The sequence below is a fragment of the Vibrio sp. ArtGut-C1 genome (assembly GCF_002105475.1).
GTDB lineage: Bacteria > Pseudomonadota > Gammaproteobacteria > Enterobacterales > Vibrionaceae > Vibrio > Vibrio diabolicus.
The window spans coordinates 20691-44368 of record NZ_NCTH01000031.1 but is presented as its reverse complement, the minus strand read 5'-3'; the positions used below and the strand labels follow the sequence as shown (position 1 = coordinate 44368).

At 45.2% G+C, this 23678-nt stretch carries 26 protein-coding genes; 5 read left to right on the top strand and 21 right to left on the bottom strand.

Annotated features, from left to right (window positions below; translation table 11 throughout):
* Positions 1 to 3: 3 nt before the first annotated feature.
* Positions 4 to 798, bottom strand: a complete 795-nt coding sequence (locus B7360_RS20510; RefSeq protein ID WP_085344491.1) for a class I SAM-dependent methyltransferase — start codon at positions 796 to 798, stop codon at positions 4 to 6.
* A gap of 205 nt (positions 799 to 1003) precedes the next feature.
* Positions 1004 to 1627 carry a transcriptional repressor LexA gene (lexA, locus tag B7360_RS20500; protein ID WP_005393778.1) on the bottom strand — a complete coding sequence of 208 codons (624 nt, stop codon included), beginning with the start codon at positions 1625 to 1627 and terminating at the stop codon, positions 1004 to 1006.
* Positions 1628 to 1995: 368 nt separating this feature from the next.
* On the opposite strand from lexA, the gene plsB reads away from it, so the two are divergent.
* Entirely contained in the window at positions 1996 to 4422 is a 2427-nt protein-coding gene (plsB, locus tag B7360_RS20495) for a glycerol-3-phosphate 1-O-acyltransferase PlsB (RefSeq protein ID WP_047010238.1), read from the top strand.
* A 67-nt stretch (positions 4423 to 4489) separates the two neighbouring features.
* Here plsB and ubiA read toward each other — a convergent pair whose 3' ends face one another.
* Both ubiA and B7360_RS20485 read right to left on the bottom strand, forming a co-directional pair.
* Complete coding sequence (gene ubiA / locus B7360_RS20490) at positions 4490 to 5344, bottom strand: 4-hydroxybenzoate octaprenyltransferase (RefSeq protein ID WP_005393780.1); 855 nt, start codon at positions 5342 to 5344, stop codon at positions 4490 to 4492.
* Positions 5345 to 5884 carry a chorismate lyase gene (locus B7360_RS20485; RefSeq protein WP_080955994.1) on the bottom strand — a complete coding sequence of 180 codons (540 nt, stop codon included), beginning with the start codon at positions 5882 to 5884 and terminating at the stop codon, positions 5345 to 5347.
* Positions 5885 to 6045: 161 nt separating this feature from the next.
* Between B7360_RS20485 and B7360_RS20480 the strand changes: the two genes are divergently transcribed.
* A complete protein-coding gene (locus B7360_RS20480) occupies positions 6046 to 6456 on the top strand; it encodes a flagellar basal body-associated protein FliL (protein ID WP_046874381.1) in 411 nt (136 codons plus the stop codon).
* 58 nt (positions 6457 to 6514) lie between these two features.
* On the opposite strand, the gene glpG is transcribed toward B7360_RS20480, so the two are convergent.
* The 6 genes from glpG to ftsY all read right to left on the bottom strand — a co-directional run bounded on the left by glpG (position 6515) and on the right by ftsY (position 12075).
* Positions 6515 to 7357, bottom strand: a complete 843-nt coding sequence (gene glpG / locus B7360_RS20475) for a rhomboid family intramembrane serine protease GlpG (RefSeq protein WP_005393785.1) — start codon at positions 7355 to 7357, stop codon at positions 6515 to 6517.
* Entirely contained in the window at positions 7357 to 7677 is a 321-nt protein-coding gene (glpE, locus tag B7360_RS20470) for a thiosulfate sulfurtransferase GlpE (RefSeq protein WP_005378691.1), read from the bottom strand. The genes glpG and glpE overlap by 1 nt, the downstream gene beginning before the upstream one ends.
* Positions 7678 to 8170: 493 nt before the next feature.
* Entirely contained in the window at positions 8171 to 9028 is an 858-nt protein-coding gene (gene rpoH, locus B7360_RS20460; protein ID WP_005378693.1) for an RNA polymerase sigma factor RpoH, read from the bottom strand.
* 177 nt (positions 9029 to 9205) lie between these two features.
* Positions 9206 to 10168, bottom strand: coding sequence for a permease-like cell division protein FtsX (gene ftsX / locus B7360_RS20455; RefSeq protein ID WP_085344489.1), 963 nt, complete (start codon positions 10166 to 10168; stop codon positions 9206 to 9208).
* Positions 10158 to 10832, bottom strand: coding sequence for a cell division ATP-binding protein FtsE (ftsE, locus tag B7360_RS20450; protein WP_005393800.1), 675 nt, complete (start codon positions 10830 to 10832; stop codon positions 10158 to 10160). The genes ftsX and ftsE overlap by 11 nt, the downstream gene beginning before the upstream one ends.
* A gap of 22 nt (positions 10833 to 10854) precedes the next feature.
* Positions 10855 to 12075: a signal recognition particle-docking protein FtsY gene (gene ftsY / locus B7360_RS20445; RefSeq protein ID WP_085344488.1), complete on the bottom strand. Its 1221-nt coding sequence runs from the start codon at positions 12073 to 12075 to the stop codon at positions 10855 to 10857.
* 230 nt (positions 12076 to 12305) lie between these two features.
* On the opposite strand from ftsY, the gene rsmD reads away from it, so the two are divergent.
* Positions 12306 to 12905 carry a 16S rRNA (guanine(966)-N(2))-methyltransferase RsmD gene (rsmD, locus tag B7360_RS20440; RefSeq protein WP_085344487.1) on the top strand — a complete coding sequence of 200 codons (600 nt, stop codon included), beginning with the start codon at positions 12306 to 12308 and terminating at the stop codon, positions 12903 to 12905.
* A gap of 25 nt (positions 12906 to 12930) precedes the next feature.
* Positions 12931 to 13197: a DUF1145 domain-containing protein gene (locus B7360_RS20435; RefSeq protein WP_005393805.1), complete on the top strand. Its 267-nt coding sequence runs from the start codon at positions 12931 to 12933 to the stop codon at positions 13195 to 13197.
* A gap of 57 nt (positions 13198 to 13254) precedes the next feature.
* Here B7360_RS20435 and B7360_RS20430 read toward each other — a convergent pair whose 3' ends face one another.
* From B7360_RS20430 to B7360_RS20410, 4 genes are all read right to left on the bottom strand, one after another.
* Positions 13255 to 13839 carry a YhgN family NAAT transporter gene (locus B7360_RS20430; RefSeq protein WP_085344486.1) on the bottom strand — a complete coding sequence of 195 codons (585 nt, stop codon included), beginning with the start codon at positions 13837 to 13839 and terminating at the stop codon, positions 13255 to 13257.
* A gap of 107 nt (positions 13840 to 13946) precedes the next feature.
* Positions 13947 to 14168, bottom strand: coding sequence for a YecH family metal-binding protein (locus tag B7360_RS20425; protein ID WP_005393809.1), 222 nt, complete (start codon positions 14166 to 14168; stop codon positions 13947 to 13949).
* Between the two features lie 69 nt (positions 14169 to 14237).
* On the bottom strand, positions 14238 to 14858 hold the full coding sequence (locus B7360_RS20420) for a lysoplasmalogenase (RefSeq protein ID WP_005393811.1): 621 nt from the start codon (positions 14856 to 14858) through the stop codon (positions 14238 to 14240).
* A 1082-nt stretch (positions 14859 to 15940) separates the two neighbouring features.
* A complete protein-coding gene (locus B7360_RS20410; RefSeq protein WP_005393815.1) occupies positions 15941 to 16309 on the bottom strand; it encodes a hypothetical protein in 369 nt (122 codons plus the stop codon).
* Positions 16310 to 16637: 328 nt separating this feature from the next.
* On the opposite strand from B7360_RS20410, the gene B7360_RS20405 reads away from it, so the two are divergent.
* Positions 16638 to 16967 carry a DUF2500 domain-containing protein gene (locus tag B7360_RS20405; RefSeq protein WP_005393817.1) on the top strand — a complete coding sequence of 110 codons (330 nt, stop codon included), beginning with the start codon at positions 16638 to 16640 and terminating at the stop codon, positions 16965 to 16967.
* On the opposite strand, the gene B7360_RS20400 is transcribed toward B7360_RS20405, so the two are convergent.
* From B7360_RS20400 to rhtB, 7 genes are all read right to left on the bottom strand, one after another.
* Entirely contained in the window at positions 16964 to 17977 is a 1014-nt protein-coding gene (locus B7360_RS20400; protein WP_085344485.1) for an acyltransferase, read from the bottom strand. The genes B7360_RS20405 and B7360_RS20400 overlap by 4 nt on opposite strands.
* Positions 17978 to 18252: 275 nt before the next feature.
* Positions 18253 to 19470: an organoarsenical effux MFS transporter ArsJ gene (arsJ, locus tag B7360_RS20395; protein ID WP_085344484.1), complete on the bottom strand. Its 1218-nt coding sequence runs from the start codon at positions 19468 to 19470 to the stop codon at positions 18253 to 18255.
* Between the two features lie 256 nt (positions 19471 to 19726).
* Complete coding sequence (locus B7360_RS20390; protein ID WP_085344483.1) at positions 19727 to 20221, bottom strand: cyclin-dependent kinase inhibitor 3 family protein; 495 nt, start codon at positions 20219 to 20221, stop codon at positions 19727 to 19729.
* Between the two features lie 12 nt (positions 20222 to 20233).
* Positions 20234 to 21235 (bottom strand): ArsJ-associated glyceraldehyde-3-phosphate dehydrogenase, encoded by a 1002-nt coding sequence (locus B7360_RS20385; RefSeq protein ID WP_085344482.1) that lies wholly within the window; start codon positions 21233 to 21235, stop codon positions 20234 to 20236.
* A gap of 42 nt (positions 21236 to 21277) precedes the next feature.
* The gene (locus tag B7360_RS20380) at positions 21278 to 21613 is read right to left on the bottom strand and encodes a metalloregulator ArsR/SmtB family transcription factor (protein WP_005393826.1); all 336 of its coding nucleotides are present in this window, start codon (positions 21611 to 21613) and stop codon (positions 21278 to 21280) included.
* Positions 21614 to 21768: 155 nt separating this feature from the next.
* Positions 21769 to 22992, bottom strand: coding sequence for an EAL and HDOD domain-containing protein (locus B7360_RS20375; RefSeq protein WP_085344481.1), 1224 nt, complete (start codon positions 22990 to 22992; stop codon positions 21769 to 21771).
* 24 nt (positions 22993 to 23016) lie between these two features.
* The gene (gene rhtB / locus B7360_RS20370; protein WP_005393828.1) at positions 23017 to 23634 is read right to left on the bottom strand and encodes a homoserine/homoserine lactone efflux protein; all 618 of its coding nucleotides are present in this window, start codon (positions 23632 to 23634) and stop codon (positions 23017 to 23019) included.
* Positions 23635 to 23678 lie beyond the last annotated feature (44 nt).

Sequence of the window (23678 nt, the reverse complement as noted above, 5' to 3'; positions counted from 1 at the left end):
CAATTACCACTTGATGTGAACGAGGACTGGCGTGAGGCGATGCTTCAACATTGGAATCTTATTAAGCCAACGCTGCCAAGCTTTCCAACGAGAACAGAATCGATCGAATGGCGAAAAAGCTTTCACCCACTGTGCCCATGGTAACCATTGCAATATCTGTTCTGCGGGCGCTTCAAAGCCATGTGCATAGCGATCAGAGCCAAGCTTTTGTCCCCACTTGGTTTCCGTTAAATCTCCTGCCAGCACCATACACAGTTCAGCAGAGACAAAATGTCGACCCAAGGTTTGAATAAATTTCGCGACTTGGCGCTCTGTGCAATCGAGCAGTGCCATTTCACATAAAATGAGTACTGGTGCTTGCTCTGGAATGGCTAACGTCTCTAGCCACGACATTTCATCCACACTGCCACAGCGATGTTCATAACGTTCATTTTTGTGGAACAAGCGCTGACGCCATACCAAATTTTCCGTCACATCCAGCTCTATCCAATGGCAGCGTCCATTATCCAAACGATAAAAGCGGGTATCCAGCCCAGATCCAACATTGATTATCCAAGCATCGGGATACTGCTGTAAGAAGTGACTAACCTGCTGGTCACAAAGCTGAGTCAGCGTCACGTGCAGCAATTGCTTCTGCGCAATATCACCACTCAAACAATCCGGCGCCATCTTACAACTCAAACACGCTTTAGCAGCTATCGGATCGTACACCAAGCCATTGTCGACCATGCTTTCACGGCTACGCAATAACAGTGGCTTTAATAGATGGTTAGGAACTTGATGTTTAGACTGAGACATGGGCATTTCCTGCGCCAGAGAGAAAACATAGACATTAATAAAGATGATAATGAATATCAATTACATTATCAAGCTTATAAATTGCTCAAAACAAACAAGGTCAAGATGATAAGCAAGCTTTTTGGAGGAAGTAGAAAAAGAGAAGAGAAAAGAAAAGAAGAGAAAAGACAAAACAGCCCAGATGAACTGGGCTGCTTAAACACACTTACATCCAATCGGTATTGCGAATAATACCAACGGCTAAGCCTTCAATCGTAAGATGCTGAGACGTTAAGTCCACTTGAATTGGGGCAAACTCTTCATTCTCAGCATGAAGTAATATGGTTGAACCTTTGCGCTCCAAACGCTTCACAGTCACATCATCATCAACGCGCGCAACGACAACTTGACCATCTCTCACGTCTTGGGTCTTATGCACCGCGAGCAAGTCACCATCCATAATCCCGATGTCTTTCATACTTTCGCCATTTACACGAAGTAAGAAATCCGCTTGCGGTTTGAACATCGCAGGATCGACTTGGTAATGCGCTTCTACGTGTTCCTGAGCCAATATGGGCTCACCCGCAGCAACTTGACCAATCAAAGGCAAGCCCTGTTCGTCATTAGCGGCAGAGTCATCAAGTAGGATACGAATCCCACGCGATGCACCTGGGATAATTTCAATTGCTTGCTTACGAGCAAGCGCTTTTAGGTGTTCCTCTGCGGCATTCGCAGAGCGGAAGCCAAGCTCACGCGCAATCTCTGCACGAGTTGGTGGCATTCCGGTGTCATCGATTTTACTTTTGATCAAATCGAAGACTTGTTGTTGGCGTGGCGTTAACGGCTTCATGTCTCACCTGTCTTTTTATACAGTTAACTGTGAGTATATCCAGTAAATGCTCAAATGAAAACCCAATTGGTTGTTTTTTAATTTATTTGTGGAGTGCACTTCGTTTGCTGACTAAGTTCATTATTCATGCGTTTAAAACACCGCCTTTTCAGTTAATCAAAGTAAAGCAACAACTTAGGAGTTCGACCAATTTACAGCCAATAAAATTAAAAGGTTTGACCAGTTTCTGGTATCCTTGCTGCGCTTAAATTTTATCGCCTAGGCTTATTTCTTTTGCCGTACTCATTTCTTTTTCTATAGAAGACATGCAAAGCGGACACTGAAATAAGGTTAGGCCTGTTTGAATACCTATTGAGGCTGTGAACTTTATGTCTTCTGGACAATCATTTTCACGTTCATTACTAAAACTACCTTTATCGGTACTGGTAAAGGGCACCACAATCCCGTCGAACCCGATTGAAGATCTGAATATCGACCTCGCTAAGCCGATTGTATATGCCCTACCGTTCCGCTCGAACGTGGATTTGCTGACACTGCAAAAACAAGCCATGAGCCTTGGTCTACCCGACCCGCTCAGTCCGCTGGAAATCAATGGCAAAACGCTGAACCGTTTCGTCTTTATCGCTGCGCGTCCAACTGTGATGAACAACGATAATGATGTCCCAACCGACTCTGTCTCTCTGTTCACAGACTTGCTGGAACTGCATAAACTGGACAGTGAATTGGACGTTCAAATGATCCCTGCAACCGTGCTTTGGGGTCGTAAACCAGGTAAAGAAGAAAACCAAAAGCCTTACCTTCAGCCAATGAATGGCCCGCAAAAGGCGAAAGCGGTAATGGCGGCAGGACGCGACTGCTTGGTTCGCTTTAGTCCCGTGGTATCTCTGCGTTATATGGCAGACTCTCACGGTACCGACAGCGCAATTGCGCACAAATTGGCTCGCGTGGCGCGTATCCACTTCTCTCGCCAAAAACTTGCGGCTTCAGGCCCAAACCTGCCACAACGCCAAGTGTTGTTTGCTCGTTTATTAAAATCCCCAGCTATTGAACTGGCGATCGCTGACGAAGCCAAAAGCAAAAACATCTCGATTGATAAGGCACGTAAAGAAGCCCATGACATCATGGATGAAATCGCCGCCGACTTCTCCTACGGTCTAGTGAAAAACGGCGACCGCATCCTGAGTTGGCTATGGACAAAGCTGTACCAAGGGTTGCACATCAATAACGCCTCAACGGTGCGCCGTTTAGCTCAAGACGGCCACGAAATTGTGTACGTTCCGTGTCACCGTAGTCACATGGACTACCTACTATTGTCTTATGTTTTATACCATGAAGGCATGGTGCCTCCGCACATTGCGGCAGGCATTAACCTGAACTTCTTCCCGGCCGGTCCTCTTTTCCGTCGTGGTGGGGCTTTCTTTATTCGTCGTAGTTTTAAAGGCAACAAGCTGTACTCAACCATTTTCCGTGAGTATCTAGCCGAGCTGTTTGCCAAAGGCTATTCAGTCGAGTACTTCAGTGAGGGGGGGCGTTCACGTACAGGTCGCTTGCTGCAAGCGAAAACGGGTATGCTGGCTATGACCATCCAAGCAATGCTACGTGGTCTAAACCGCCCAGTAACGCTAGTGCCGGTCTACATCGGCTACGAGCACGTGATGGAAGTGGGCACTTACGCGAAAGAGCTGCGTGGCAAACGCAAAGAGAAAGAAAACGCAGGGCTTGTACTGCGTACTCTGCGTAAACTGCGTAACTTTGGTTTGGGCTATGTGAACTTCGGTGAGCCAATTCAGCTCAACCAATACTTGAACGAGCACGCTCCTGAATGGACGAAAGACATCGACAGCATGGGTGGTAACAAACCACAATGGATGAATCCTGTGGTCAATGACCTTGCTAACAAGATGATGACGCACATCAACGATGCGGCGGCGGCAAACGCGTTGACCTTATGTGCAACCGCACTGCTTGCCTCTCGTCAACGTGCACTTTCTCGTGACTCGCTGATCAACCAGATTGAGTGTTACTTAAAGCTACTCAAAAACAATCCTTACTCAAGCACCTCCACTATCCCTACCGAAAGTGCCGAGGAGTTGGTCGATCATGCGATTTCACTTGATAAGTTCGTGATTGAAACCGATAGCATGGGTGACATCATTTCGCTGGATCGTAGCCAATCGATCCTGATGACCTACTACCGCAACAACATCATCCACTTGTTTGCTCTGCCATCATTAATTGCTCAGATGATCATTCGTCAGCGCAACCTTTCGGTAGAAAAGATTCAAGCGAATGTGGCGCAAATCTACCCATTCTTGAAGAAAGAGTTGTTCTTAAGCTATCAAGAAGACGAGTTGGATGAATTGGTCGTTAAAACACTGCATGAGTTTGCCGATCAGAAAATGATTAGCCTCGATGGTGATAAGCTGGAGATCAATCAGTCGAACAACCAGCCTTTGGTTCTGTTAGGTCGTACAATCACGGAAACACTGCAGCGCTACTCTATCGCGATGAACTTGCTTGTTGCTTACCCTGAGCTCGGTAAATCGGACCTAGAACAGAAGAGCCAAGATATTGCTCAACGTTTAGGACGCTTACACGGTATTAATGCGCCAGAATTCTTCGATAAAGGTGTGTTTACCGCTATGTTCAATACGCTCAAACAGCAAAAATACCTCGATAACGATGGTAACTGTGACACGAAGAAAACGCAGCAATTTGCACGATTACTATTCACTCTGCTTTATCCAGAAGTGAAACTGACGATCGAAGAGAGTATTCATCAACTTCAGTCGTAACCGTTTTACCTTCTTCCAAAATAAGAAAAAAGGCATCCAATCGGATGCCTTTTTGCTATTTCTTCGCTTACCAAAATGCGACCAATAACCCTATCGCTATCACCATGCCAACATAGTTGTTGTTGAGGAAAGCCTTAAAGCACAACTCCCGCTCACGGTGACGAATTAAGTGCTGCTGATAAACAAACAACGACGCTGCAATCAAAAGGGTCCAGTAGTAACTTTGCCCCAATTGGTAGAACTGCCCTAACCAAACCAACATCGCGAGCGTAATCAGTTGCAACACACCAATAATAAGCTTGTCATGACGACCAAACAAAATTGCCGTCGATTTAATGCCAATCTTTAAATCATCATCGCGATCGACCATCGCATACTGAGTATCATAAGCAATGGTCCATAAAGCGTTAATCAGAAACACAAACCAAACTATCAGTGGTAGCTCCCCGGTTTGTGCAGCCCACGCCATTGGAATTGCCCAGCTAAAAGCTAAGCCTAAAAAGAGTTGTGGAATATGAGTATAACGCTTCATAAATGGATAAATGAACGCCAACACGATGCCAGCGAAGGATAGCTGAATCGTCAACGGGTTCATGGTCAGCACTAACAAGAATGAGCTGATACCCAAAACCAAAAATAATCCAATCGCTTCTTTTGCTGTCACTTTCCCTGATGGCAGTGGGCGTTGTTTGGTACGTTTTACATGGCCGTCGACTTTGCGGTCAGCAAAATCATTAATCACGCACCCCGCGCTACGCATTAGGAATACACCCAATACAAACACGATAAATACATCCCAACTCGGCATCCCTTGGGCTGAGATAATTAGCGCCCAAATCGTTGGCCACATAAGTAACAGTGAACCAATCGGGCGATCCATGCGCATCAGTTGCCAATATGCTTTGGCTTTTTCTGCGGACATTTACACTGTCTCCTTAGCGTAAACTGGTGAATTAGATAAGAATAACTCGGCGACCAGCATCGGTTTGTGATTCATCCACAACCTTGAGCGTCGCGCTAACAAACGTCCTTCTGGTACGGCTACCCATCCCATTTGCAAAGAGTCTCGCTCAACGTTGTCTGCGCTGAACACTGTTAGTCCTAATGGGATATCCCCTTGTTGAGCCAAATCATACTGCTGATCAACTAAGGTTGAGCGAGGAATTAATGTCCGTCCGATAACCCAGTTATCATTGTCACCACACAAAATTACCTCTCGCAGTAAGCAATCTTGTTCGGACAATAACTGGCTTTCGTCCTGTTTTAACGTCGCCGCAGTGACGATCTGATTTTGTAGCAATTCTACCGTTAATGCTTGGCAGTGTTGCTTTAAACGACGTGACAAAGACCCTTGCTCTTCAAGCCAGTGCTTGGCAAATTCATTTGGAAATTCGAATTCGTCGGGGTTTTGCCACTCTACTTCCAATAAAGAAGCAAGATAGAGTGATGTTGGCTGATTCATACTAGTATTCAATTGGAGGCTTTATGCGTACAATAAAGCAACAACTTACCGTCCATAGTAATGTATGTAACCGTAAGTTCCGTTATTTGTTATAGACGGCCCATTGTATCAAGACTGAAGCGATTCGAATATCGCGATCCAGAGAAAGAAAAGTTAGAAATATGTACAAACGTTATATAGCCCAAATTATTTTTGCGTTAACCATACTGTTCGCCGCACCAAGTTGGGCTGAAACGGAAGAAGCTGGACCTAAGTTGGCATACTTTACCCTTGAGCCTGATCTGACTACTAACTTTTACACCAAAGGCAAAAAGTTAGGTTATGTGCAAGTGCGCATCGACATCATGGTAATGAGCCAACAAGATTTATCGATTGTTGAGCATCACCAACCTTTGATTCGCGATGCAGTGATTGAATTACTGGGTAAGCAAACAGAAGATACTATTAAGTCCCTTTCTGGCCGAGAAGATCTGCGCAAAACCTTAGTGACGACCCTCAACGAAACACTTTTGCCCGAAACAGGTAAAACCATCATTGCCGATTTGTTGTTTACAAAATACCTTTACCAATAAACCCAAATCGTTTTGAACATAAAAAAGACCGCTCTTGAGCGGTCTTTTCATTTCAGCTTTAGGCTTGCTGTTGGTATTTCATCTTGCCTGAATCAAACAGCGCAATCGCCATCCCCGACAGTAAACCCACTAAGTGAGCGGTGTTTGCAATCGCCATGAACGGCTGCACAAAACCAAGAACTAACCATACCAACATAAAAACGATGATTGGCTTGGGTAGCGTAAGGCCTAAATGTGGCAAGCGGTACCCCAATATCCACAAATAGCCAAGCAGTGCATAGACCACGCCAGACAAGCCACCGAAGTTTGCCCCTTCAACATAGAATTGGCCAGCCCCAGAAAGCGCTGCCGACACCACAAAGAGTTGCAATAGCTTACCGGAACCGAGACGACGTTCGATGTCGCCCCCCAACTGCCACCACCATAGTAAGTTGAACACGATGTGAGTCACTGAAAAGTGCAGTAACGCATGGCTTAGCCATCGCCACACTTGCCATTGTTGTCCCTCAAAGGCTGGGAAGTGCAACAACTTAAACACGCCATTGCCAAAGCCAAACATTTGTAACAAGTAGATGATGGTACACACCGTCATGATCAGCAAAGTCATTGGGCCGGCTTTTGCTTTGACCATGCTCATGATACTCGGGCTAGAATAATGAAAGGTGCTCTTGCGAGTATCGGCAACGTCCCACGAGGCGGCGCTGTATTTTGAATCAGACGGGTTAGCAAGGAACTGCTTAAGTTCGGCTTCCGCTTCTATTTCATGCTGGCTATCAGTCAGCCACAGCGCAAATTGCCCGTCTCCTTCTGGCATCATTTCGATGTCAATTTGGCGAGAGGCCATATAATCAATAAAGGCTTGCGCCATACGTGGATTATTTAACGTTACCAATCTCTTCATTAACTTCTCACTATCGGTAGTTCTGCTCGATGCCAGGCTTCAAAGCCACCATCCACACTGTACACCTGTTCAAAGCCTTGGTTAACTAAATATTGCGCCGCACCTTGGCTACTAATGCCGTGGTAACACATCACCAGAATGGGTTGTTCGAACTCCACTTCATCCATAAACGCAACGATCGTATCGTTAGTTAAATGATACGCGGACTCCGCATGCGCAACGGCAAACGATTGAGGGTCACGGATATCTACAAGCTTCGCATCACCCTGCTCGAGCAGCGCTTGCGCACCTTGTACATCGATATGCTTAAACTGATCCATTTACTTTCTCATTCTCTTATTAATATACCCAAGCAACCTCGAACCTAACGTGCTAATCAGCACCCGTGGTACAGCATAAAATCTATATTTGAAGCCGCTTGGGTATACTGCCGCTATTGTAACCTATCCAACGGCAAACTTAGACACATGGATAATCAGGGTTTTCAAAAGTGTACACATTCCAACCATTTGTGGATAAAGCTGTGAATTGCGTTGATAAAGTGTATTTGGATCTTTTGATCCACAATATGTAGTGATGATCCTGATCTAACTGTGTGTATATCTATAACTATCCCCAGATGGAAAAGTGCTTGAATCCCTTATTTTGTCCGGGTTTCGAACAGTTGATAAATAATTACTTCACAGAGTTATACACAGGTAGCACATAAAATCCGGATCGCAAACGCTATCGATTTTCGATCGACAATAAAAAAGCCGAGATCACATGATCTCGGCTTTCTATGAAAATCTTACTTTCAATTAGCAGTGGAAATTAAAATTCACCCACGGCCAATTTTAGTTTCTTCATTGCGTTTTTTTCTAGCTGACGAATACGCTCGGCAGAAACACCGAACTCATCAGCTAAGTCTTGCAATGTTGCTTTCTCATCATCTAACCAACGAGAACGCACGATGCGCTGACTACGCTCATCCAAACTCGCTAATGCATGACCCAAGCGGTTGTTGGTGTGCATTTCCCAGTTTGCAGCTTCGATGTTGTCAGCCACATCAGACGATTTGTCTTCTAGGTACAGCATTGGCGCTGTGTAAGCGTTTGAGCTGTCGTCTTCGTCAGTTGGCATATCAAAGGTCGAATCCACCGCCGCTAAGCGTGATTCCATCTCGCGAACTTCAGAAGGTTCAACACCTAACTCACGCGCAACGGTTTCGACTTCACCGTTGTTAAACCAACCCAAGCGCTTTTTCGACTTACGCAAGTTGAAGAACAACTTACGTTGCGCTTTCGTGGTCGCAATTTTCACGATACGCCAGTTACGTAGCACGTATTCGTGGATCTCTGCTTTGATCCAGTGGACAGCGAAAGACACCAAGCGAACCCCTACTTCTGGGTTAAAACGCTTAACGGCTTTCATTAGACCGATGTTACCCTCTTGCACAAGGTCCGCCATTGGCAAACCGTAGCCAGAGTAACCACGAGCAACGTGAACAACGAATCGTAGGTGCGAAAGAATTAGACCTTTTGCAGCCTCAATCTCACCTTTGTAGTGTAATCGTTCTGCCAGCTCACGCTCTTCGTCTGCAGTCAGCATTGGGTAGCTGTTTACTGAGCGAATATAGCTATCAAGGCTATCTTGCGTGACTAGAGCCATCGGATACGCTTCTTTTGTCATTCAATTCCTCATCAATCTCTGATCTGGAGCATTACATTGCAAATTTAGCTTCGATATCTTGAACTCAAAATGAACAAGTTTCAAGAAGGGGAAGCAATTATCCATAAACATTCGGTCTAAACAAGGGATCCAGATTAGCTAGTGCTAATAAAATCCAAGTAGTAAGACCTTCATCACTTAAACTGGTTCAATTTCTTTTAAATGTCGTTGCGCAGAAAAGCGCGCCGCAATGCATCCCAAAAGACTACCAATGATGATTAATAGCAAAGATTCATCCCAGCTTAGACCAATCAGGCGAAACTGGCTGTCGTACAACGCAGCAAGATCTTCCACCGCACTATTCATAACAATGGTCACTAAAGCCGTTACCAACCACGCGATGGTGGCACCTAATACGCCAAACCACATACCCGTGTACAAATAAGGGCGCAGAATAAAACTGTCCGTCGCACCGATCAGTTTCATGGTTTGAATCTCTTCTTTATTCGCCAGCACATTAAATCGCAACGTGTTGCCAACGATTAAAAATACCGCACCGAGCATCAACACTGTCAGAGTAATGACAATAATACTCGCGAGAGTTTTGATCGCATCAAGACGCGCCAGCCAGTCTTCGTCAAGTCTCACATCGGTCACATCTTGTTGCTCTCGAACGTTTTTGGCTAATGACTGAATATCACTTTTTAGCTCCGAGTCTGGCGTAATCACCAACACACCGGGTAGCGCATAGCCACTTAAAAGGCTGATAGCCTGATCGAATCCTGCATATTGGCTCAAATCAGACAAACCTTGCTGTGGAGAAATATATTCTACTTCTTTTACCAAAGGCCAAGTTTCAATTTGATCTTTGAGAACCATCACACGTGCATCCGGCATGCCTTCTACTAAGTAAGCACTAACTTGCGAGGGAGATGCCACATCTTCCGCGGCACCCGCGACGTTTTTCCCCAGTAGATACAAACAAGCTGGCATAGCGAGAGCCATTGAAATCACGGCTAGGGTCAGGATATTACCTAAAGGTCGTTGCCATAAGGCGCTAAAAGAGGATTTTGCTTGTTTTGCGTGGACAGAGAAAAAACCATCGGTATTTGCACGCTTGGCACTGCGGCCCTTCTTTTGGGAGTGCTTGTTACCTGCCATAGTCTTCTACCTCACTTAGGAAGCCCTGGTTTAATTCAAAATGACGATACTGTGGGCGAGTGTTTACTAACCCCACATCGTGCGTGGCGAGTAAGATGGTCACTCCCGCACGATTAAATTCTTCGAACAAACGCAATACACGATTGGATAGTTCGGGATCGAGGTTACCTGTCGGCTCATCAGCCACCAGCAACGTTGGTCGATTGACCACAGCACGGGCAATACCGACGCGTTGTTGCTCACCACCAGAGAGTTGGCTCGGCAGGCAACGAGCCTTATCAAGCAAGCCCGTTTTATCTAACGCCGCAGAAACGCGGCGTTTGATTTCGTTTTCAGAAATCGATTCGATACGCATTGGCAGAGCGACATTGTCGTACACACTGCGATCCATCAACAGGCGATGATCTTGAAAAACAATCCCAATATTGCGGCGCAAAAAAGGGATGTCTTTGCTTGGAATACGCGTGATGTCGTGGCCATTAAAATGGATTTTCCCATCGGTCGGGCGCTCTATCGCACAAATCAATTTCAGCAAGGTACTTTTACCAGCCCCGGAATGCCCGCCTAAAAACGCCATTTCACCGCGCCTCAGGTGAAAATCGACTTTTTGCAGTGCTTGTCGACCACCTCGGTAAGCTTTGCTCACTTGCTGAAATTTGATCACCGTTGATTTCCTCTAACTCTTTTTATTCTTCACGACTAAACAGTGCGTCAATAAACTCTTGAGTTTCAAATGGACGCAAGTCTTCGATACCTTCACCCACACCAATGTAACGAATTGGAATACCGAACTGATCAGCAATAGCGAAAATTACTCCGCCCTTGGCTGTACCATCCAGCTTAGTCAAGGTAATCCCGGTTAGAGGGGCAACATCACTGAAAAGTTTCGCTTGGCTAATGGCATTTTGCCCTGTACCTGCGTCTAGCGTTAGCATGATCTCGTGTGGTGCTGAGTCATCAATTTTCTTCATCACACGTACAATCTTACGCAGCTCTTCCATTAGGTTCGCTTTGTTCTGTAGACGACCCGCTGTATCAGCAATCACAACATCCACACCACGTGCTTTTGCCGCTTCAATCGCATCATAGATAACAGAAGCACTGTCTGCGCCAGTATGTTGAGCAATCACAGGAACATTATTACGTTCACCCCACACTTGTAGCTGCTCAACCGCTGCGGCACGGAAAGTATCGCCCGCTGCAAGCATCACTTTTTTACCTTGAGTTTGGAACTGCTTGGCAAGCTTACCGATGGTCGTGGTTTTACCCACGCCATTTACACCCACCATTAAGATAACGTAAGGCGTTTTGTTGCTATCGATTTCTAGTGGCTGCTCGACTTTAGAAAGAATCTCAGCCATTTCTTCTTTCAACAAACCATAAAGGGCTTCGCCGTCTTTTAGATCGCCACGTGTGGCTTTTTCTGTCAGGTTGTTGATGATTTTTGTTGTGGTATTCATGCCCACATCAGCAATAAGCAGTTGCTCTTCTAGCTCTTCAAATAAGTCCTCATCGATTTTCTTACCGCTGAATAGACCGAAGAAGCCAGCACCAATATTTGCTTTTGTTCGGCTTAGGCTACGTTTAAGACGAGCAAAAAAGCTTTCTGTTGGCTTTTCTTGTTCTTGAACACGAGGCGCGGCCGATACGACTTCTGGCTCCTCTGCTTCTGCTTCTGCTTCTGCTTCTGCTTCTGCTTCTGCTGGGGCAGCCTCCGCTTTTTTCGATTCTTCTTCAAGTTCTGGCGTTGCTTCCGCTTGCTCAGCAGCCGCGTCGGTTTGCTGCTCTTCAGAAGGCGCTTCCACTGCTTCTTCTTTTACTGTTTCTTCAGTTTTTGGTTTTGGGCTTTGTTCTTCGTCACCAAAACCTAGCCACGAAAGTAATCCGCGCTTCTTTTTTTCCGTCATCTGGGGCTATCCTAGATTGTTCTTTTATCTATTAATGACTCTTTTTTGACAAGATTATTATCTGTCTAAAAAAGGCTAATGACAAAGTTCTGAAAACTTTCCGATTAGGTAATTCTAATCTTATTAGTGTTACACTCTGTCATCTTGAATATTCTGGGCTGTATCCAAGCTCCAAGCTCACTGCTTGGGCGATTAGATATAGTATCACTTTATTAGCGGTCAAAAAATCTATGGTAAGACGTCGCCAGCAAAACTCATCACAAAAAAAGCCAACAACGGGCTTTGTTCGCATTATTAGTGGCTTATGGAGAGGCAGAAAACTTCCTGTACACGATGCTGAAGGCTTACGCCCCACGACAGATCGCGTCAAAGAAACGCTATTTAACTGGTTGGCACAAGATGTGCCGCAGGCAAAATGTCTCGACTTATTTGCCGGCTCCGGCGGCTTAGGCTTTGAGTCGGCTTCGCGCCAAGCAGAGCAAGTGACCATGGTCGAGCTGAACCCACAAGCTTTCCAACAGTTACAGAAGAATGTGGCGTCTCTTAACGCGAACAACATCCAAGTAGTGAATACCGACGCACTGAGCTTTTTAAAACAGCCGGGTACTACGCACCATGTGGTGTTTATTGACCCACCGTTTCGTAAGGGACTATTGGATGAAACAGTGGCTCTGCTAGAACAAAATGGCTGGCTCGCGGAAGACGCGATGATTTATATTGAAACAGAAAAAGAACTCAATATTGCCGACTTACCAGAAAACTGGCAGTTACATCGAGAAAAAACAGCAGGCCAAGTGAGTTACCGTCTGTATGAACGTACCTCCGCATAACGCCTCGATTTAAAAGGACACTTAAATGAAAGCATTAATTCTGCTGGCCAAAGCGGCTATCGCCTTTGTTTGGTTAGTATTGATCCTCAATATCTTTATGCCGTTTCCCGGTAATGCCGCAATTGCGCTGTACATCATGACCGCTTTTTTGTTCATCATGCACGGTTTACAAATGGCCATCTTCATTGGCGCATTTGGCGACAAAATTAAAATGAGCAGTTGGGAAAAATATTCAATCCTGATCTTTGGTATTTTTGCCCTGCTCGATATTCGTCGAAAACACATGATGTAATCGCCCAAATACTAAAAAGCCGCTCACAAGAGCGGCTTTTTTATTACGTTTATTCCATCACCCAAGATAGCTCTTAACACCATCCAAAAACATTTGAGTAGAGATCATCACCAGCAACAAGCCCATTAAACGCTCTACCGCTTTTAAGCCACGCTCGCCCAACAAACGATTAAAGAAGCCATAAAACATTAGAATAAAAAATGTTGCGCCCCACGCAATCACAACTGATGCGGACATTTCCAACATTTTTTCTGGATGCTGTGAAGATAGCAAAAGCAATGCTGCAATCACGGAAGGGCCGGCGATCATAGGAATGGCCACCGGAACAATAAAGGGCTCCTCGCCTGCCGCCAGTCCAGTGATGCTGCCAGCGCTCGGAAAAATCATCTTAATCGCGATAATGAAGAGAATAATGCCACCTGAAATACTGAGCGTTTCTGGCTGGACATGCAAAAAACTTAAGATGCTTTGTCCTGCAAACAGAAACAACATTAAGATTAGTAAGGCAAACAGTAGTTCACGAATCAATACCTTACGGCGACGCTTAGGATCGATGTGCTTGAGAATAGACAACACAATCGGCAAATTACCGAGAGGGTCCATGATTAGAAACAGCATGGTCGCTGCAGAAAGAATGTCCATATTCTGGCCTCACCTAAAAAATGGCGGCCAGTGTATAGCAAACTGACAACGTGAGTACATGGCTGAGGGCGAAAACAGCATATTCACCCTCGCATTATAGCCGCCGCTTAGTGATTGCAGACACGCGCCATATTGACCACAAACTTACCTTCAAGCTCACGGATTTTGTCGCGCTTGAGCAAAAATGCTAGCAATGCATCTAAGTCTAGATCATTCAGTTTACAGGTGTGAAAGCGAACGGTGTTGCCAAAGTGCTGTGCCAGCGCTTCGCGATCCATTGGCGTTTCTCGAAGTAGGTTTAGCAGCTCGTGGGCATGGATTTCACTCATTATTGACTCCAGTCATCAAGAACAATACGTCCAGTTTACTGAAATCTTCGTGAGCTGCTTTGACTTAAATTAGTAAATGATAGAGGCAACAATGAGGGCGTGGGCAAAGAAGTAGCTGCCACTTACCCACAGATAGGCGTGTTTCATCGGTTTTCGGTAACCGTGTATCGCATACGCCAACGCCGAATAGATCAAAACTAGGGTTCCGCTGAAACCGATAGCATTGGCATAGCTCGGGGCCTGCAACCAAACTTCACCCGCCGCCCAAGCAAGCTGAACCAGCATCATCCCCATGATCACAACGGGAAACACCAGAGAGTCGAGTTGAGGTAGCAACAAAAAGAACGCCACGATACTCGCTGCGAGCAGTAGGGCCAACAGCCACCAGACAATCTCACCATTAAGCTGTACCCAAAATGACTTGCTGTAGCACACCTGAGCAAGCAAATACGCAGCAAAGTAAATTAGCTTGCGAGTTTTAAACGAGTGCAGCGTATCTGCCACCATAGACACAATAAGTCCACCCGCAATCCAGTAGGTATATGTTGCGGATGCGCCTTGAGTTAACACCAACACAAGAAGAAGTAGCAGAGTAAAGATTTTAAACACGAGGGATTGTGTCGGGTTAGCTTGTTTTGCTCCCAACACGGAATACACACCTGATAGCCCTATCGCCAGCCAACTCCACATGCCGTATACACCTTTTACTTAAACTCGCCGCTAGTCTAGGTAGACCAGTTTTGATGTAAAGACACAATCTGCGAAAGTTGGATCTCGCTAGCGATTCGAAACATTTTGTAACCCTCAGTCTGCACAACAATTAAGTCGATGAGCCTTAATGACGGCCATAAATATGGGGCAGAGCCCTATCCCATGAGCCAAGGTCATCAAATCACACGGCACAATAACCCGCGCTAAGTCAGGCCATTTAACTAAAAAGCAGCCCAATGGCCTTGGTAACCCATCACGTCAAAAACTGATGACTAAACCATCAGACTGTATACATCACAGGCAACAAGAATAAATAACAGACACAAAACAGAAAATCGTCTTGGTAGCGAGCTAAGATAGTAGAAACCACCGATGAACAGATTAGAACAACATGAAAAATCAAACTTAACTCAATAACAAAAACATCAAATAACGAACGTAAGCTAATGATAAATAAAGCCACATTTTCAATAACCATCGAAAACACCGACTTCATAAACCATCAAATTACTAAACACTTTTTAAGCCCATATTTTCTCATTAGATAAGAAAATTCTCCTTCCACACCTCAACTCAATGATACACCTCCATAGCACATCTTTTTATTTTCTCAATTTTTGAGAAACACAGACAAAATCGGCAATCAACATACCAACCGAAACAAAAAACAATTTCCAAGCCAACAACAAACCAATATTGACACTTTAAAATCATACACTTAAATAAAATACGAACAACAATCACACAATGCGGGCATTTTAAATACAACACAAAAAACACAGTTTTATTAGTCAAAAACACGTAAAAAAAGACAAGTTAAGTGTATTTTTTGAAAAGATTATCGAGCATATGTTGATCAAACCCCAAAAACAGTGCTATATTAAATTCATCGAGTTCATCAAAGATTAAGGGGTAGTGTTATGATTTCATCTTCTCAAAAACAAGGGCTGGTAATGATTGCAGTGGTTGTGGGTTTAATGACACTGCCAATGATGTACTAACCTACTGATTAAAAATAAAAAAGGACGCAAATGCGTCCTTTTTTATTTATCTGTGCTTTTCTACTGTATGTGTTTGGACAAGATATCCCAATGCATATAGTAGAAACCAAGAGCGGCGAGCGTAATCAACGTCATTAGCAAAATTGCTGCACGCCAAATAAAACGAGAGCTTCTTGGCGTTAGCTCTTTTTCACAAGCGTCACATGCCGCCATAAAGCCTTTCCGATCATCCAGCTTATAATCGTCTTCGTGAACCACTTTATTGCGCACAGTAGCGATAAAACGAAGTTTCGCTATCACGTCATGTGGTAAACGTTCTTCACAACTATTAATAAGTTGGTGTAACCCTTTCCCTTCTGCATGGTACTGAGTACGCAAAAGTTTTTCGATCGTTCGGGTACGCATGACTACTTTTTCAATATCTGACATCGTAACCCTCCTTACTAGACCCTTCCCGTGTTCGTTATTTTTATTCTTCTATAAATTTAGAGCTTTTTCGAGCCGTTAAGTGCAATTTTACTTTCAATTTGTGCCCTTGAGCGCATATAGCCAGACAAGTGAAAGCTACTTAGTTCAGCTTTAGTGACATAGCTTGCAGATGAAGCAACGATTTCATCGCGCCCCCATTGAGGTAAACCGTGAAGTGCGCCGAATAAAATTCATGTCCCTTTCATTAGATTATGAATAAGTTATCTCAACTCATCGTTTCATCAATGAGTTCTGTAGAATAGAGCTCAATGAAACATCGGAGGTTAACATGCCAATCTCACTTATTGTCGCCCTGTTCGCCCTTATTGCTTTGGGCGCATGGGTATTTTTTCGTTTCTATAGCAAGCACTATGTGGGCGAAGACGCTCCAGAACAAAGTGCACAGGTAACTATTTTAGATAAGCAAGCTATCGACATCCCAGATGCACCACCAGGCCAAGACGACCAAGAATATTGGATTTATGTCCAGCGCGGTTCTATTGGCCCTAAACGAGAGTTCCAAATTGGAGTGCACTACTACCATGCACTCAACCCTGGAGATAAAGGAACGCTAACCTATCGTGGTAACAAATTCCTTCACTTCGCCATCAAACGTTAAGGCAGTAACCAACGAGTCTTGGCAGAGCGAGAAAAGAGATAGCTCATCGCCAAGGCTCCAGCTCCACTGATAATGATCCAGACTGGAATCACCCATGCGGGATGTCCGGTGTACCAACCAAACGCTTTCATCGGCCATAAGAAAATTGGGTGAAGTAAGTAAATCCCCAAGCTGTGCTGACTGATCACACTCACCACTTTTTGTACTTTTGGTGACAAGCCTTCCCCAAAGTAACGACCGATCATAAAAATCATCGAAGCTGCTAGAATGACATTCAGTGTTTTGTAAGATAGCCAGCGTCCAACCGTGTACTTCTCAGCCTCTAGACTGTTTGTCACGACCATAGTAAATGTCACAGCCAACGCGACGAGACCAAACCCTGTAAATAAGGTCACCATAGAGCGGTTCAAAGGCACCTTTTGAAATAAAACATACCCCAGAGGAAGGTAACCCATGTAGAGCCACATTTGGTTACTCCACGGACCATCAATCTTGAACAAAAACAGCGTGCTGGTGAAAATCCAAAATGCGAGATAGGTATACAACACATTGTCATCAACGTTGCGTACCATCCATTGGAACAACGGAATCACAAAATACAGCGGTATAAAGTAATAGAAAAAACCGAGGTGATAATACGTTGCGTGAAATGGGCTATTGCTTAACACCTCTTTTACGGTTTCAAAGTCAAACCCTTGAGCCGTCCAGCCAGAGAGGTATGCATAAAACATCGACCAAATAAGAAATGGGACTAAGACTTTGCCTAAACGCCTTTTGATATAATACTTACCGTCAAATGGTCGAGTGTCACTGAGCATCAACGCTCCGGTGATCAGAATGAAAACTGGCACCGCCCAGCGGGTAACGCTATTAACGCCTACCGCCGTCAACCATTGGTCAAACGGGATCACTCCTAACTCATTTCGATAAGGGGCCAAGACGTGAATGGCGATCACTGCCACCGCAGCAAAGCAGCGCAATAAATCAAAAAACAGAACCCTTTCTCTCATACCTTTCCCTACTTTGAGTCGCTTATCGTTTATAGCATAGGGTAAATCTCAGCCAGTGAAATGGTTAACAATCTGTTTTTGCTTATTTTTAACGCAACAATGACCTACAACGGGGATTTCATCACCACTCTAATCAATTAACGAGAACCAAACATCAGCATTCACTCTCGATGCCAAACCCACACAGTTTGATTACATCAACGGCGCATAAGAAACAAAAATGGCTCCGATTTGGAGCCATTTATACCATCTACAGATAGCAATACTGGGAATAGTTACGCAGTAGCAACGCTAGCTTTTGGCAGCTTAATCGAAATCAACGTCGTCAGCGCCAAGAAAGCAAAGGAGACCCATAAGCACGCCGCAAGACCAGCCTCTTGGTAGATCCAACCCGATAATACCGTGCCAATCAAACGTCCCATCGCATTGGCCATGTAATAGAAGCCAACATCCAGAGACACACCATCGCCTTTGGCATAGCTCACAATCAGATACGAGTGAAGTGAAGAGTTAATGGCAAACACAGCACCAAAAATCATTAACCCCACAACAATTACCAACTCAGGCTGCCAGCCGATTTGCACACCATAAGCAATACCGCCCGTAATTAACGCTAGGACTCCTGCCCACACCAATGCTGCACTACCATCAGGCACACGACCTTGCGCTTTGCCAGTAATACGCGGCGCAAAGCCTTGCACAAACCCATAAGCAATGACCCACGTAGCGAGAAAGCTACCAACCCACAAGTGATCCCAGCCAAACACGCTACCAAGATAAATAGGCAAAGCAACGACAAACCACACATCACGAGCACCAAACAAGAACATGCGTGCTGCGGATAAAATGTTTATCGATTCAGACTTGGAGAATATTTGGCGAAACTTAGGTTTACTCTTTGCTTTACCCATGTCCGCTTCTAGCCAGATCATGCTGCAAACAAACACTAATGTAAGTACACCCGCCATAATAAACATCGAGTTTTGAAAACCCACCCAAGACAGCAGCAAGCCACCAACAAAAAAGCCCGCTCCTTTGAGTGCATTCTTCGAGCCAGTCAAAATCGCTACCCATTTGTAGAGCGCACCTTGCTGTTCGTCTGGTACTAGCGTTTTAATCGCGCTCTTAGCACTCATTTTGTTCAGATCTTTGGCAATCCCCGACAGAGCTTGCGCTGCCATCACCCAAGGAATGGTCAGCCATGCATTTGGTACTGCGAGCATCAGCAACGCAAACACTTGCATCGCTAAACCAATGTTCATGGTTTTGTTCAGGCCTAACCTTGCGCCCAACCACCCACCAATCAAATTAGTCACCACACCAAAAAATTCATAGAAAAGGAACAGTGAGGCAATAGCTAACGTGGAATAACCCAAGTCGTGAAAATAGAGCACCACCAGCATACGCAGCGCTCCGTCGGTCACGGTAAAGTTCCAATAGTTAAACGTCACTAACATGTACTGACGAATACTTTTGCTCAATTGAGAAATCATATTGACCTCTTATGTACAGCGATAGAAGCATTTAGATCATCATGTGCCAAATGCTTATTAACCTGTACACCAACCATAAGGCGATACAACCTTAGTTCGAATTCACAAACACACCGAAATTTACAAATGGACAAATATAACCAATAAAAACAAAAATTTAGACTAAAATCTTTAGTTTTACTGCTGACCTATTTTCCATTATATAAACTGGAAAATAGCTTTTGGATCATGATGTTCCAAAAGCTATTTAAGCTGATCAAGCGTCTTGCGCCACGCGTTCGATGTACTCAAGCTGCACCGGTTTTGTAAACGCACCAGGGCGAAGAGCCTGCACTTCTCGCACGATATCTTCTAACTGCCATTTCTTCTCTAGCAGCAAGTGAGCCGCAAACAAACCTGTGCGACCCGAGCCGCCCATGCAGTGCATCGCGACTTTGCCACCTTGAGCAAGAATCGCATGCAGTTCCGGACTGGCTTGGTGCCACTTCGCCGCAAATTCGTCACTTGGTGCGCAGTCATCTTCAATCTCGATCTGGAACCATTTCATGCCCAGTTGCTGAGTGGTGTCACCCAAAGCCGCAACGTCTTTCGCTGCTAGCTCAGCATTGTCCAATGCCGTAACCACGGCTTGAACACCCAGCTCTTTTAATTGCTGTAAAGACGTTTGCAAATCGACGCCTTTCGTACCCGGGCACGGTGTTAGGACTAATGCACCAGAGTCCAAATCTAATTGCCATGTAGGATGAGACATTGTGAACTCCGGTTATGCCAGACCAACGTTACGAACCAATTCTGCGGTGCGCGTTGCGTAACCCATTTCATTGTCGTACCAGGCGTAAATCTTCACCATTCGTGAGCCAACCACCATGGTGGATTGTGCATCAACGATGGTTGAGCGTTGGTCGCCTTTGTAATCGATCGACACTAACGGACGTTCCTCAAAGCCAAGAATGCCTTTTAACTCCCCTTCCGACGCCTCTTTCAGCAAAGCGTTCACTTCTTCTGCTGTGGTATCGCGTTTTACATCGAAGATGATGTCGGTCAATGACGCATTCGCCAATGGTACACGTACCGCGTGGCCGTTAATCTTGCCTTTTAAATCTGGGAAAATTTCCACAATCGCAGTCGCACTACCAGTAGTGGTCGGGATAAGACTCATGCCGCACGCACGAGCACGGCGCAGATCTTTGTGCGGTGCATCCAAAATGGTTTGCGTATTGGTCAAATCGTGAATTGTCGTGAAAGAGGATTGCTCAATGCCCAACTTCTCATGAATGACTTTCACAACAGGCGCAATACAGTTTGTTGTGCACGAAGCGGCTGTCACGATACGATGTTTTTCAGGGTCGAAAATATGATCGTTCACGCCAACAACAATGTTCGCAATGCCTTCTTCTTTCACTGGCGCACTCACCACCACGCGCTTCACACCTTGATCGAGGTATTGGTCTAGGTACGAGGTTTTGCGGTGTACACCTGTCGCTTCAATCACAACATCGCAGCCAGACCAGTTCACGGCGTCGATATCACGTTGCTGAGTCGTGGCGATGCGCTTGCCGTTGATGACGAGTTCATTGCCCTCAACCTGCACTTCATGGTGCCAACGACCTTGCACTGAATCGAACTCTAATAAATGGCCAAGCGTCGCTGCATCACCTGCGACATCGTTGATTTTCACAAACTCTAACTCTGGCCAGTCGAATGCCGCTCGCAGTGCTAAACGACCAATTCGACCAAAGCCATTAATTCCTACTTTAATTGTCATAGTTTTACCCTTTAATCTTCTACCTTGAATCTCTGTGTGCTATTAACAGCAAGCCTCACGACTTTTATCGTGCAAGCGTGTGATGTCGTCTTGGTACTCTTGCTTCAAACAGTTTGATGCCACTAAGTCTTCAATCAGCTTACGCATCCAACCTGGTAATTGCTGCGATAACTCGTAGTACACCCATTGCCCTCGGCGTTTATCCACCAAGATGCCACTGGAGCGTAACTGAGCAAGATGACGAGAAACTTTCGGCTGACTCTCTTGCAACGCAAACGCCAAATCACCCACGCAAGTTTCGCCTTCACGGGCCACCAGCATTAAACAACGTACGCGCGTTTCATCGGATAACAGCTTGAAAAACTGATGTGGAAGCATAATAAACATACCTATATATGGATATGCGTATATATTTATTTAACTCTGAAATGTCGTCAAGAGTGATCCCAGAATCGTCATAAAAGTTTCACATCGAAACAGCCAATAAAGATTGAGAGAAGAACGGTTAGAGAGAATAAAGATACGGCAGAAATTTACGCGGTTGCGACGTTTTGACTCCAGCGAACCGCTTCGCCTAACGAGAGCTTGACCTCTTCCAAAGACAATCCCAACTGCATCGTAATTTTTTCAACGCCTGACCAGTCGGCACGCTCGTAACACTCTTCGAGAGAAATCAGCGCACCATAAACCCCCTTGCGATGTAATAAGGCTTGTTGTACAGATTCGCTAAGTGGCAATTGCTTGACTAAAGATTCCACCGACAAATCAAGCATCGCATCTAAAATCGATAATAAACCGACCATAAACCCTTGTTCGTTAAGGTGAGAAAATGGCTGATAACGCGACATTAATTGGCAGAACTGCGCTCGTTGTAATGAAAGGTGATACAGCTCTCGAGGCTTGTTACTAGAGATATACGACGCCACGACCAAGGAGACAAACTGCTTAAGATTATCCTGACCAAGGTAGATCAAGGCCTGACGAAACGAGCTGATTTCGACAGCGAGGTTTGGCGCTTGCGTATTTACAAAGCGCAATAATTTGTACGACAACGCGACATCTTGCGTAATGATGGTTTCAATACGAGTAAAGTCTGGCTCTGGTGAGCAGACTTCACGAAAAAGCTGTAGCGCTAACACTTGCTCAGGGCTCACGTATTTTGTTTGCGAAACTAATGGCTTACTAAAAAAGTAGCCTTGGAAAAACTTAAAGCCAGCCGCTTTGGCTTGCTCAAACTCTTCTGCGGTTTCAACACGTTCCGCCAAAAAGTGGTATTTGACGCGTTTAGCAAGGTGAGCTTTGACCAACGCACACGCTTTTTCCAGCCCCATTGCCATGATATCGAGTTTAACGATGTGCACGTAAGGTAAGAAGCGACGCCACTCCGGCGTTAAGGTGAAATCATCCAGCGCGATCAAATAACCTTCTCGATACAACTCGCGAATCGCATCGAGAAGATCATCGGTCGGCTGGCAAGTTTCCAGTACTTCGACGACGATTTTGTTTTTTGGCAAGCTGCGCGGTAAGCGGCGCACCAAGCTTTGATGAGGAAAATTGATAAAGCATCGCGAAGAAGCAATCACTGGGTTAGTACCCAGAGATAGGAAATTCTCGACAATTAATCGGTATGTTGCTCGGTTTGACTCAATATGCGAAGGGTATGCATTACTCTCCCCATCTCGAAACAACAATTCATAACCCAGCGTCTGTCTTTTGCGGTTAAAGATCGGCTGGCGAGCAACATACGTTGTATTCATGCTAAAGAAGGACCTATAAATGGCTTATGACTTTGCAGCTGCTAATAATGCACCACAACCCATAAACATTGAACCGAAGACTTTGTTTATTTTCCCCATGATTTTATCAGAGCGAATAAAACGTCCCATTTGCGCCGCCAAGGTGGTGTAACCCAACATCACACACGCGTCGATCACAACAGTCGTAACACCAAGCACCAACAGTTGTGTCAGTTGGTCTTGTGCCGGGTCAATAAACTGTGGAAACAACGCCACCAGAAAAACAATCGATTTAGGGTTCGTCAGGTTAATCAAAATAGCTTTGTACAAGAGTGCCATGCCAGACATGTCTTTGTGGCTCTCAGCCGCCACCAAGCTAGAGGTGTCTCGCCATTTCTGGATACCCAACCAAACCAAATAAGCCGCGCCAACCCATTTAATGACAGAAAATGCCGTTGCCGACTGTGCGACCAGCGCACCAATTCCCGCCCCAACTAACGCAATGTGAATGGCCAAACCAATTTGGAGACCGATCACAGCCCCCAAAGATTTGCGAGTACCGTAACTCAAACCATTGCTGATTGAGTTCACCGTGCCAGACCCCGGAGCCAAACTAAAAACGATTGCAGTTACTACATAAGCTAACCAGACGTGGGTATCCATTGCATTTCCTCACTAATTCTTCGATGATACATCGCGTAAACAAC